Source organism: Allobosea sp. P4_H5 (assembly GCF_056400825.1).
Window position 1 is genome coordinate 357,447 of record NZ_JBFUKM010000001.1, and the last position, 12,054, is coordinate 369,500.

A 12,054-nucleotide genomic window follows, 5' to 3' on the forward strand; every position below is an offset into this window, starting at 1 on the left:
CCCCTGCGTGATGGTGGACGCAGAAGCAAGGTGCCTGCCACGAACGGTGCGATCAAGCGTGGGCTTCGGGCGGGGCGGTCATCGGGATCGGCTTGATCACGTCGATCAGCACGCCGCTCGGATCGGCGGTGATGAAGTGGCGCTGGCCGAACCATTCGTCGCGCAACTCCTGCAGGATCGGCAGGCCGGCTGCCGTCAGCCTGGCATATTCGGTGTCGACGTCCTCGACCTCGAAGTTCAGGATCAGCCCGGAAACGCGTCCGCGGCCGGGGAGGGGGATGGTATCGTGGCTCCCATTCAGCACCGCCAGCGTCACCCGTTCGTCGACGGTCGACTGCAAATGGACATACCAGTCCGCCTCGAACAGGGCCTGGAACCCGAAATGAGCGATGTAGAAGGCGGTGGTCTCAGCGACCTTCTCGGTCATGATCACTGGGTAATAGCTACTGACTTTCATAGGCTTGCGTGCCTCTTCACATAAACATACAGTCTGCATGTTTATGTGAAATAACATACAGGCTGTATGTATGCAAGAATTGGCGCGCCGATCCAACAAGGATCGCTCCGACACCACCCGCGCCGCATTGATCGCGGCGGGGCGCCAGCTCTTCGTCAGCCGTGGCTACGCCGAGACCGGCACGCCGGAGCTGGTGGCCGAGGCTGGCGTGACGCGGGGCGCGCTCTACCACCACTTCGCGGACAAGCGGGCGCTGTTCCGGGCCGTGGTCGAGGCGGAATCGGCGGCGGTGGCGCATGAGATCGAGAGTGCGGCCCGGCCCGGCCTGGCACCGTTGAAGGCGCTCAGCAAGGGCGGAGCGGCCTTCCTGGAAGCGATGCGGGCACCGGGCCGGACCCAGCTGCTGCTGATCGATGCCGCCGCGGTGCTCGGCCGCGAGGAACTCGACGCGATCGATGCTCGTCACGGTGGGCGGACTCTTCGCGAAGGGCTCGCAGCGGCGATACAAGCTGGTGCGCTGCCGAAGCTGCCGCTGGCGGCGACAGCCCAGTTGCTCGGCGCGGCTTACGACCGCGCTGCTCTCGCGATTGTGGCCGGAGCTGACCCGGGCGAATGGCACAAGCTCATCGATGCGGTGGTTGCTGGCCTGGCTGCGCCGGACGCGCCATCGAGATAGGCTTGCGCTGACGGCGCTGTGTGGCCGTTCCGGCTCGCATTCCGCCGGCAAAGATGCTACCCGGCATGCCGCAGCTTTTCAGCTTTGCGCGAATTCTGTTCGCTCGGCCGATTTGGGTCGAGCGGATGGTGCGTGAAGATCAATTCGAGGCGTCATGTCCGATATTTTCCGCGAGATCGACGAGGAGGTCCGCCGCGACAAGGCGGCGGCCGTCTTCAAGAAGTATGGCAATGTCTTCATCGCTATTGGGGTGGTGGCGGTGGCCGGCGTTGCCGGCTGGCAGTTCTGGCAGCAGCAGGAGCGCAAGAAGGCCGAGGCCGTCGGCGCGACGTTCGAGACCGCGGTCCGCGCCTCGCGCGACAACAACGCCAGCGCGGCCGAAGCGACGTTGACCGAGCTCGCCGCCAATGCGCCGGCAGGCTACCGGCTGCTCTCGCGTTTCCGCCTCGCGGCCGAGATCGGCAAGCGCGATGCGGCTGCTGGGGCGACCGCCTTCGACGCGGTCGCCAACGATGCCTCGCTCGACCAGTATTATCGCGATCTCGCCCGCCTGCGCGCCGGCCTGCTGCGCGTCGACACGCTGCCTTATGCCGAGCTGCGCAAGGAGCTCGAGCCGCTGGCGACGCCGACCGGGCTGTGGCGCCATTCGGCTCGGGAGTTCCTCGGCATTTCCGCGCTGAAGGCCAATCTCTTCGAGGATGCCGGGCGCTGGTTCGACGCCATCGTCGCCGACCCGCAGACGCCGCAGGTCCTGCGCCAGCGCGTCGAGCTCTATCTGACGCTGGTGCGCGGCGGCCCCGTCACCATCAAGAACTGACATCGGGCGCCGCCGCCAGAGGCGGTCGCCCTCCAGGCTTGGGCCTCTTCCGGACAGTGGAGCCACTTTCCGGACGAGGCCCAATGCTGCATTAAAGACGGATCATGAGCGCCATCATCGCCATCGTCGGCCGGCCCAATGTCGGCAAGTCGACCCTGTTCAACCGGCTCGTCGGCAAGAAGCTCGCGCTCGTCGACGATCAGCCTGGCGTCACGCGCGATCGCCGCGAGGGCGAGGCCAGCCTCGGCCATCTGCGCTTCACGGTGATCGATACCGCCGGCCTCGAAGAGGCCGACAAGGATTCGCTCGCGGGCCGCATGCGCGCCCAGACCGAAACCGCGATCGACCAGGCCGACGTCATCCTGTTCATGATCGACGCCAGGCTCGGCCTGACGCCGATGGACCAGCCTTTCGCCGATCTGGTGCGCCGCTCCGGCAAGCCCGTCATCCTGCTCGCCAACAAGGCCGAGGGGAACAAGGGCAAGGACGGCGTCATGGAGGCCTACTCGCTCGGCCTGGGTGATCCCGTGCCGTTCTCGGCCGAGCATGGCGAGGGCACCTCCGACCTGCTGGAGGCGCTGGCGCCTTACGTCGACGACGAGCCCGAAGAGGACGAGGAGGAGGCTTGGGCCGATGTGCCCGCCGATGCCCCGTCCGATGAGGATGCCGACCCCAACCGGCCGCTGCGCGTCACCATCATCGGCCGCCCCAATGCCGGCAAGTCGACGCTGGTCAACAGGATGATCGGCGAGGAGCGCCTGCTGACCGGCCCCGAGGCCGGCATCACCCGCGACACCATCTCGGTCGAATGGGAATGGCGCGGCCGGCCGGTGAAGCTGTTCGACACCGCCGGAATGCGCAAGCGCGCCCGCATCGACGAGAAGCTTGAAAAGCTCGCCGTCGCGGATTCGCTGCGTGCCATCCGCTTTGCCGAAGTCGTGGTCGTCCTGCTCGACGCCACCATCCCCTTCGAGAAGCAGGACCTGACCCTGGCCGACCTGACCGAGCGCGAAGGCCGGGCCGTCGTGATCGGCTTGAACAAATGGGACCTCGTCGCCGACAAGCAGGGCCTGCTCGCCGAGCTCAAGGAGAAGGCGCATCATCTGCTGGCGCAGATCCGCGGCGTCGAGATCGTGCCGCTCTCCGGGATCGCCGGCGAGGGCATCGACCGGCTGATGCAGGCGGTCTTCCGCTCCTATGAGGTCTGGAACCGCCGCGTTTCCACCGCGAAGATCAATCGTTGGCTCGAAGGCGTGCTCTCGGCCCATCCGCCGCCGGCTGTCGCCGGCCGGCGCATCAAGATCCGCTATATGACGCAGGCCAAGGCGCGGCCGCCGACCTTCGCGCTGTTCGGCAACCAGCTCGAGCATCTGCCGATCTCCTACATGCGCTACCTGACCAATAATCTGCGCGAGGCCTTCGAGCTGCCGGGTACGCCGGTGCGGCTCCATACCCGCGGCGGCGGCAACCCCTACGACAAGAGCAAGGGCTGATGCTGGAAACCGTCAGCGCGCTCTTCCTGCGCGCCGACGGGCGGGTGTTGCTTGGCCTGCGCGCCTCCTGGAAGCGCGCCTGGGCCGATCATTGGGATGCGATCGGCGGCCGGGTCGAGGCGGGCGAAGCGCTCGACGAGGCGCTGTTGCGCGAATGCCGCGAGGAGGTCGGGCTGGTGCCGCAGACCTACCGGTTGATGCTCTCCGCAGAAGAGCGCTTCCCGGAGCGCAACGGCGCGGCGCTGCACCACATCTATGTCGTCTCGGGCTGGGAGGGCGGCGAGGCGGAGAACCTGTCCGACGAGCATGTCAGTATCGGCTGGTTTTCGCTCGACGAGATGGCGGCCCTGCCGAATCTGACGGTGCCGGACCTGATCGCGATGGTGCGGGAATATGCAGGGGCGGCGTAAAGAGGGCGTCATGCTCGGGCTTGACCCGAGCATCTCGTGACGGAAGAGCGCCTTTTCCGGCCGGAGATTCTCGGCTCTGCGCTTCGCTCCGGCCGAGAATGACGGCAGCCGCTACGCCGGCATCTGCGGCGTCAGCACCTTGGCCTGCGGGAAGTCGAAGATCTTGCCGGTCTCGCTCCACTCCGGCGAAGCGATCGCGACCAGATGCGGCGCCAGCTCTTCGGGCGTCTTCAACGTCATCGGGTCTTCGCCCGGCATCGCCAGGGCTCGCATCCGGGTGCGCAGCGGGCCGGGGTTGACCAGCATGACCCGCAGATTGGTGTTCCGGGTCTCGTCGGCATAGCTGCGCGCCATCGCTTCGAGCGCCGCCTTGGACACCGCATACGGTCCCCAATAGGCCAGGCCCTTATGCGCTGCACCAGACGATACGAAGATCGCGCGGCCGGATTCGGAGGCCTTCAGCGCCGGCTCGACTGATTTGAGCAGCCGCCAATTGGCGCTGACATTGACGTCGAAGACCTCTGCCCATTCCTTGGCGCTGACATGAGTCAGCGGCGCGAGCGGACCAAGGATGCCGGCATTGGCGAGCAGGACGTCGAGCCTGCCCCAACGCTCGAGCAGGGCAGGGCCCAGCTTCTCGATCGCGGCGGCATCGGCGAGGTCGGCCGGCACCAGTGTGGCGCTGCCGCCGATCGCCCGGATCTCGTCGTCGAGCTCTTCCAGCGCGCCGGTGGTGCGCGCCAGCGCGATCACATGAGCCCCTGCCTCAGCAAAGGCGAGCGCTGCGGCGCGGCCAATCCCGCGCGACGCGCCGGTGACGAGCGCGATGCGCCCTTCCAAAGGCTTGGTCATCGAAATCCCGTCGAAAGGCTCAGCCGGCGGCCAGGAGCGAGATCTGCTGCTTGGCGCTCTCGCCGATGACATCGGTCAGCGAGGTCGGATAGTCGCCGGTGAAGCAATGGTCAGTGAACTGCGGCCGGGTCGCGTCGCGCTGCTCGTGCCCCATCGCCTTGTAGAGGCCGTCGACCGAGATGAAGGCGAGCGAATCGGCGCCGACGAACTGGCGCATCTCCTCGAGCGTATGGGTCGCGGCGAGCAGCTTCTGCTGGTCGGGCGTATCGATGCCGTAATAATCGGGATGGGTGATCGGCGGCGAGGAGATGCGGAAATGCACCTCGCGGGCGCCGGCCTCGCGCATCATCTTGACGATTTTCAGCGAGGTCGTGCCGCGCACGATCGAATCGTCGACCAGCACGATGCGCTTGCCCTCGACCACGCTGCGATTGGCCGAGTGCTTCAGGCGCACGCCGAGCTCGCGCACCTTCTGCGTCGGCTCGATGAAGGTGCGGCCGACATAGTGATTGCGGATGATACCGAGCTCGAACGGGATGCCACTCGCCTGGGCGTAGCCGAGTGCCGCGGGCACGCCGGAATCCGGCACCGGCACGATCACGTCGGCCTCGGTCGGGGCTTCGGCTGCGAGTTGCGCGCCCATCGCCTTGCGGCGCTCATAGATGCTGCGGCCCTTCACGATCGAATCCGGCCGGGCGAAATAGATGTACTCGAAGATGCAGGGCCGTTCCGGCACCGGCGGGAAGGGCTTGTGGCTCTCGATGCCCTGCTCGGAGATGACGATGACTTCGCCATTCTCGATCTCGCGGACGAACTTGGCGCCGATGATGTCGAGCGCGCAGGTCTCGGAGGTCAGGATCGGGCAGCCATTGAGGTCGCCGAGCACGAGCGGGCGGATGCCGAGCGGGTCGCGCGCGCCGACCAGCTTCTTGTTGGTGATGCCGACGAAGGCATAGGCGCCCTCGATCTGCCGCAGCGCGTCGATGAAGCGCTCGATGAACTTGGGCTTGCGGCTGCGCGCGACGAGATGGAGCAGCACCTCGGTGTCCGAGGTCGACTGGTAGATCGCGCCGTCACGGACGAGGTTGCGGCGCAGCGTCAGCCCATTGGTCAGGTTGCCGTTATGCGCCACCGCGAAGCCGCCGCCATGCAGTTCGGAGAACAGCGGCTGGACGTTGCGCAGGATGGTCTCGCCGGTGGTCGAATAGCGGACATGGCCGATCGCCTGCTTGCCCTTGAGCTTCTCGATCACGCTCGCATCGGAGAAGGCGTCGCCGACCAGGCCGAGCTGGCGCTCGGTGTGGAAGCGCTTGCCGTCGAAGGAGACGATGCCGGTCGCCTCCTGGCCACGGTGCTGGAGCGCATGCAGGCCGAGCGCGGTCAGCGCGGCGGCGTCCTCATGGCCGAAGATGCCGAAGACACCGCACTCCTCGCGCAAACGGTCGGCGTTCGGATCGAACACGGCGTCGGCATCGTGGATCAGGCTCATCGCAAGGCTCCATCGCGGCTTCAATAGGTTCTCCGTTCCGCGGACGGCCGAACGGAGAAAATCTGCCAACTACTTGTTAGAGCGTGGCGTCATCGCAAGAACGGGTGCCGTTTTTGTGATGAGGCCAGGCTCTGGTTCCAAATCAGGGCCGGCGTTGCGCCGGGGCGGGCGTCGCGCCGGTGGCGGCCGGGGCAGTCGTATCGATCACGCGCTGCAGTGCCTGCCGGTCGGTGGCAGGCGCCTGGGTGCGGCGTTGCGGATCGGCAGGTGCGGTGCCGCCGGCCGGCGGGTTGGTGCCCGGCGTGCGCGGCTCCTCGGCCGGTGCGTCGGTCGATTCAGGCGTCTTCGGCTGCAGCAGCTTCTTCACGAATTCCGAATCGATATCCTGCGGCAGCATTGTGAGCAGGCTGCGGCCGGTTTCCTCCAGCAGGGGCTTGGAGCGCGAATCGCGTGCCCAGGCCGGCTGCATCTTCTCCGGCACCAGCGCGGTGAAGAAGAGATAGCCGACGACGGCCAGCAGCAGGCCGCGGGCGGCGCCGAAGACGAAGCCGAGCGTGCGGTCGAGCGCGCCGATGCGCGAATCGAGCACGAAGTCCGAAATCCGCGCCGTGATCAGCGAGACGACGATCAGCGTCCCCAGGAACAGCGCAGCGATCACCGCGACGAGCGCCACGGTCTTGTTCGGGATGTGCTGCTGCACCAGCGGCAGCAGCTGCGGATGGAAGATCCAGGCGACGACGGCGGCGGCGGCCCAGGAGGCAATCGCCAGCACTTCGCGCGTCAAGCCGCGCACGGCTGCGAGCAAAGCCGAGATCAACACCACGCCGATGACGACGAGATCGAGAATGGTCACAGGCATGTCAGGGCCGCTTCGCTGCAAAATCGGGGCCGGCACGCGTCAAATGGGTGGGCCGGACGGATTTTGCTATACCTGCTCGCGTGCCGCACGTCACCCATCCAGTCGGCTCATTTTGCACTGCGGGAGCCGGATTCGATCAGGTTATCCAAGCTGATCGGAGAATCCGCCTCTCCGCTCTGACATCGGGCCCGCTTCACCGGTCTGCTTGCGGTGCGCGCTGGCTGGAACGGGCACGGGGAGCGCTTGCCGCGATTTCGGCAACGAGCTCGCCGACATGGCTGAGACGCCGCAATCTCAGGCCGTTGCCGTCGCCGATATCGGCTCCCGCAGAAGGTAGTACGGCGCTCTCGAAACCCAGCTTGGCGGCTTCGCGCAGCCGCGCGGCCGTCACCGAAACCGGCCGAATCGCGCCAGACAAAGCGATTTCGCCGAAATGGACCGCGCCGGACGGCAGGATCGCCCCGGTCAGCGAGGAAACGAGCGCCGCGGCGACGGCAAGGTCGGCCGCCGGCTCGCCGACGCGCAGGCCGCCGGCGACATTGAGATAGACGTCGTGCTGGCCGAGCTTTAAGCCCCCATGCGTCTCCAGCACAGCCAGCACCATGGCGAGGCGGCTGTTCTCCCAGCCGACCACGGCGCGACGCGGCGTGCCGAGCGCACTCGGCGCCACCAGCGCCTGGATCTCGACCAGCACCGGCCGCGTGCCCTCGATGCTGGCGAGCACGGCGGCGCCCGGCGCATCCTGGTCGCGTCCGGCGAGGAACAGGGCGGAAGGGTTACCCACTTCGGAGAGGCCGGCGCCGGTCATCTCGAAGACGCCGATCTCGTCGGTGGCGCCGAAACGGTTCTTCTGGCCGCGCAGGATCCGGAAGGAATGCGTGCCTTCGCCTTCGAACGACAGCACCGCATCGACCATGTGCTCGACCACGCGCGGGCCGGCGATCTGGCCATCCTTGGTGACGTGACCGACCAGGATCAGGCAGGCACCAGAGGTCTTGGCGTAGCGGATCAGTGCCTGGGCCGAGCCGCGCACCTGCGTCACCGTGCCGGGCGCGCTCTCGACCTCCGAAGACCACATGGTCTGGATCGAATCGATCACCACGAGGGCAGGGCGCTCGCCCTGGCCGAGGGTCGCGATGATGTCCTCGATATTGGTCTCGGCGGCGAGGTCGACCGACGCCTCGGCGAGCCCCATGCGCTGGGCCCGCAGGCGAACCTGGCTGGTCGATTCCTCACCCGAGACATAGACCACGCGCCGGCCGGTCATCGCCATGGCGGCGCAGGCCTGCATCAGCAGCGTCGACTTGCCGATACCCGGATCACCGCCGATCAGTAGGACCGAGCCCGGCACGAAGCCGCCGCCGGTGACGCGATCGAGCTCGCCGATCCCTGAGACGATGCGCGGTGCGTCCTGCGTCTCGCCCTTCAGGCTCTCCAGCGCGAAGATGCGGCCGCGGGCTCGCCCGCCGGAGGGCACCCGGCCGCCACCGGGGACCGGCGCGGCCTGAGCCTCTTCGGAGAGCGACGACCAGGTGCCGCAGGAATCGCACTTGCCCTGCCAGCGGTGGTAGACCGCGCCGCAGGCCTGGCAGATGTAAGTCGGGCCGCGCTTGGCCATTTACGCCCTAGAGCCCGACATAGCGCCGCGCATGGCGGCGGCCGAGACTGGTCAGGATCTCGTAGCCGATCGTCTTGGCTCCGGCGCCGACCGCCTCCAGGTCGAGTTCGCCGCCGATCAGCGTCACGGCTGAGCCGCGCTTGGCCGCCTCGGTCGGGGCGTCGGAGACGTCGACGATGATCAAATCCATCGAGACGGTGCCGACGAAGGGGCAGCGCACGCCGCCGACCAGCGCCGAGCCGCCCTGCGAACGATCGGTCCAGCTGGCATTGCGCGGGTAGCCGTCGGCATAGCCCAGGCAGATGGTGGCGAGCTTGCGCCGACCCTTCGCCGTCCAGGTGCCGTTATAGCCGACCTGCGTGCCGGTCTCGACCTCGCGCAGCTGGATGATCTGCGCCTCGAGCCCGACCACCGGCCGCATCGGATTCGGCTTTCCGGGCGTCGGATTGCCGCCATAGAGCGCATAGCCCGGCCGGGTGATTTGGTAGGAGGGGCAACCCGGCAGGAAATGGCCAGAGGAATTCAGCAGCGAGGCGGGCACGCCGGGAAAGGCCGCGGCGACTTCGGCGAAGGCGGATACCTGCCGGGCGTTGGCCGGGTCGTTGATCACTTCCGAGGCGGCGAAATGGCTCATCACCAACCCGATGCCGGCGGCGGCGACCACCCCGCTCTTCTCGCGCGCCAGGTCGAGCCCCTCGCCGGGCCAGAGCCCGAGCCGGTTCATGGCGGTGTCGACATGCAGAGCCGCCGGCCGAACCTTGGCGCCGCTCTGCCGGAAGCCGGCCCATTCGAGCAGCTCCTCATGCGAGCCCAGTACCGGCGAAAGGTCGTGCTCGGCGTAAGTCCCGCCGGTTTCCGGCGCGAGGCCGTTGAGCACATAGATCGCCGCTTCCGGCGCGACGGCACGGGCGCGCACCGCCTCGGACAGATGCGCAACGAAGAAGGTCCTGCAGCCGGCCTTGGTAAGGGCCGTGACGGCCGGCTCGATGCCGATGCCATAGGCATTGGCCTTGACCACGGCGGCGGCCTCCGTGCCGGCGCGCTGCTTCAGCATGCGCCAATTGGCGACGAACGCGCCGAGGTCGATCGTCAGGATGGCGCCGTGGCCGGCATTCTCGGGCGTGTCGAAGGCGTTCATTCGAGGCGCTCCGGTAGATGGCTCTGATCGGCCCTGTCGGAGAAGCGCGTCACGTCGGCGTCGAACTGCAGCGCGACGGTTCCGGTCGGGCCGTGGCGCTGCTTGCCGATGATGAGCTCGGCGAGCCCATGGGCTGCCTCCATCTCCATCACCCACTTGTTGTGCTCGTCGGTGCCCGGCCGGGGCTCCTTGCCCTTGAGATAATACTCTTCGCGATAGACGAACATCACGACGTCGGCGTCCTGCTCGATCGAGCCGGATTCACGCAGGTCCGAGAGCTGGGGGCGCTTGTCGTCGCGGTTCTCGACCTGGCGCGAGAGCTGCGAGAGCGCGACGATCGGGACGTTGAGCTCCTTGGCCAGCGCCTTCAGGCTGGTGGTGATTTCGGTCAGCTCCTGCACACGGTTCTGGCCGGCCTTCGAAGAGCCGGAGAGCAGCTGCAGGTAGTCGATGAACAGGATGTCGAGCCCCTTCTGGCGCTGCAGGCGGCGGGCGCGGGCGACGAGCTGGGCGATCGAGATGCCGCCGGTCTGGTCGATATAGAGCGGCAGTTTCTCGATCTGGGCGGCAACGTCGGTCAGCCGGGCGAAATCGCCCTCGGTGATGCGGCCCTGCCTGATCTTGTAGGAGGAGATACCCGACTGCTCGGCGACGATACGGGTGGCGAGCTGGTCGGCCGACATTTCGAGCGAGAAGAAGCCGACGATGGCGCCGTCGGCCGACTTGATCGTGCCGTCCTCCTGGCGCTCGCCGCGCCAGGCCTTGGCCATGTTGAAGGCGATATTGGTCGCGAGCGAGGTCTTGCCCATGGCCGGCCGGCCGGCGAGCACGATCAGGTCGGAGCGCTGCAGGCCGCCCATCCGCGCGTCGAGATCGCGCAGCCCCGACGAGATGCCCGAGAGGCCGCCGGCGCGCTGGAAGGCGCTCGCAGCCATGTCGATGGCGAGCCGCAGCGCCCCGTCGAATTTCTGGAAGCCGCCCTCGTAGCGGCCCTTCTCGGCGAGCGCGTAGAGCTTGCGCTCGGCATCCTCGATCTGCTCGCGCGGCGCCATCTCGACCGGCGCGTCATAGGCGACGTTGACCAATTCCTCGCCGACGCCGATCAACTGGCGACGGACGGCGAGGTCGTAGACGGTCCGGCCATAGTCGGCGGCGTTGATGACGGTCGTCGCCTCGGCCGCGAGCCGGGCGAGATATTGCGGCGCGGTGATGCCGCCGAGATCGATCTCGCCGACGAAGGTCTTGAGCGTGATCGGCGTCGCGATCTTGCCCGCCCGGATCATGCTGCTCATCAGCTCGAAGATCCGCCGGTGCAGCTCCTCGAAGAAGTGCTCGGGCTGCAGGAAGTCCGAGACCCGGTAGAAGGCGTCGTTGTTGACCAGGATGGCGCCCAGCAGCGCCTGCTCCGCCTCGATATTGTGCGGCTGGACGCGGAAGTTCGCCTCGTGACTGGTCTCGAGGCGGGCGACGAGGGCGGTGGCAGTGGCCATAGCCTGCAGGCAATCTCGCTAGGATGAGTCGGAACTGGTTCACTCTAGCATTTGCCGGCGCTTGGCGAGTGTCAGGAACGCAATCCACCCCAGTTCACAGGCGATACGAAAAGGGCGCCGTGTTGCCACGGCGCCCATTGACTCGTGCAAGCCCCTGAAAGGGCTCAGCGGTCGTCGCCGGCCTCGGCCAGCGCCGCGCCGACTTCGAGGCCGAGATCGTCGAGGTCGAACTCCTCGCGGGCGGTGACGTTCTCGCCGGCGGCCTGGCGCTGGGCCTCTTCAGCCGAGCGGGCGATGTTGACGGTCACGGTGACCGAGACTTCCGGGTGCAGCACGACCGGGACGGTGTGCAGGCCGAGCGTCTTGATCGGGGTGTTGAGCGTGACCTGGTTGCGGTCGACGGTGAAGCCCTCGGCGCCGAGCGCCTCGGCGATGTCGCGGGTCGAGACCGAGCCGTAGAGCACGCCGGATTCACCCGACTGGCGCAGGATCACGACCGACTGCCCGTTCAGGCTCTCGGCGACCGAGTCGGCCTCGCGCTTCAGCTCGAGGTTGCGGGTCTCGAGCTGGGCGCGCTGGGTCTCGAAGCGCTTCTTGTTGTCCTCGGTGGCGCGCAGGGCCTTGCCGCGGGCGAGCAGGAAATTGCGGGCATAGCCGTCGCGGACGCGGACGGTCTCGCCCATCTGGCCGAGCTTGGCGACGCGTTCGAGCAGGATCACTTCCATGGGTCTTCTCCTTTGAGTTCTTGAGAGGCG

12 protein-coding genes are annotated in these 12,054 nt (G+C 67.4%); 4 read left to right on the top strand and 8 right to left on the bottom strand.

Annotated elements, in window-relative coordinates:
* Window positions 1-52: 52 nt before the first annotated feature.
* Window positions 53-457, bottom strand: a complete 405-nt coding sequence (locus AC1DS0_RS01725) for a VOC family protein (RefSeq protein ID WP_476812668.1) — start codon at window positions 455-457, stop codon at window positions 53-55.
* A 70-nt stretch (window positions 458-527) separates the two neighbouring features.
* Between AC1DS0_RS01725 and AC1DS0_RS01730 the strand changes: the two genes are divergently transcribed.
* From AC1DS0_RS01730 to AC1DS0_RS01745, 4 genes are all read left to right on the top strand, one after another.
* Complete coding sequence (locus tag AC1DS0_RS01730) at window positions 528-1,133, top strand: TetR/AcrR family transcriptional regulator (RefSeq protein ID WP_476812669.1); 606 nt, start codon at window positions 528-530, stop codon at window positions 1,131-1,133.
* Window positions 1,134-1,287: 154 nt separating this feature from the next.
* A complete protein-coding gene (locus AC1DS0_RS01735) occupies window positions 1,288-1,950 on the top strand; it encodes a tetratricopeptide repeat protein (RefSeq protein ID WP_476812670.1) in 663 nt (220 codons plus the stop codon).
* 104 nt (window positions 1,951-2,054) lie between these two features.
* Window positions 2,055-3,443, top strand: coding sequence for a ribosome biogenesis GTPase Der (gene der, locus AC1DS0_RS01740; RefSeq protein WP_476812671.1), 1,389 nt, complete (start codon window positions 2,055-2,057; stop codon window positions 3,441-3,443).
* Window positions 3,443-3,853 (top strand): NUDIX hydrolase, encoded by a 411-nt coding sequence (locus tag AC1DS0_RS01745; RefSeq protein ID WP_476812672.1) that lies wholly within the window; start codon window positions 3,443-3,445, stop codon window positions 3,851-3,853. The genes der and AC1DS0_RS01745 overlap by 1 nt, the downstream gene beginning before the upstream one ends.
* Window positions 3,854-3,964: 111 nt before the next feature.
* Here AC1DS0_RS01745 and AC1DS0_RS01750 read toward each other — a convergent pair whose 3' ends face one another.
* From AC1DS0_RS01750 to rplI, 7 genes are all read right to left on the bottom strand, one after another.
* Entirely contained in the window at window positions 3,965-4,705 is a 741-nt protein-coding gene (locus tag AC1DS0_RS01750; protein WP_476812673.1) for an SDR family NAD(P)-dependent oxidoreductase, read from the bottom strand.
* A 19-nt stretch (window positions 4,706-4,724) separates the two neighbouring features.
* Window positions 4,725-6,194: an amidophosphoribosyltransferase gene (gene purF, locus AC1DS0_RS01755; RefSeq protein ID WP_476812674.1), complete on the bottom strand. Its 1,470-nt coding sequence runs from the start codon at window positions 6,192-6,194 to the stop codon at window positions 4,725-4,727.
* A 142-nt stretch (window positions 6,195-6,336) separates the two neighbouring features.
* Entirely contained in the window at window positions 6,337-7,053 is a 717-nt protein-coding gene (locus AC1DS0_RS01760; protein WP_152014595.1) for a CvpA family protein, read from the bottom strand.
* A gap of 193 nt (window positions 7,054-7,246) precedes the next feature.
* A complete protein-coding gene (gene radA, locus AC1DS0_RS01765; protein WP_476812675.1) occupies window positions 7,247-8,671 on the bottom strand; it encodes a DNA repair protein RadA in 1,425 nt (474 codons plus the stop codon).
* Window positions 8,672-8,678: 7 nt separating this feature from the next.
* Window positions 8,679-9,809, bottom strand: coding sequence for an alanine racemase (alr, locus tag AC1DS0_RS01770; RefSeq protein ID WP_476812676.1), 1,131 nt, complete (start codon window positions 9,807-9,809; stop codon window positions 8,679-8,681).
* Entirely contained in the window at window positions 9,806-11,299 is a 1,494-nt protein-coding gene (locus AC1DS0_RS01775; RefSeq protein WP_476812677.1) for a replicative DNA helicase, read from the bottom strand. The genes alr and AC1DS0_RS01775 overlap by 4 nt, the downstream gene beginning before the upstream one ends.
* A 164-nt stretch (window positions 11,300-11,463) precedes the next feature.
* Window positions 11,464-12,024 (bottom strand): 50S ribosomal protein L9, encoded by a 561-nt coding sequence (gene rplI, locus AC1DS0_RS01780; RefSeq protein WP_476812678.1) that lies wholly within the window; start codon window positions 12,022-12,024, stop codon window positions 11,464-11,466.
* Window positions 12,025-12,054: the final 30 nt, after the last annotated feature.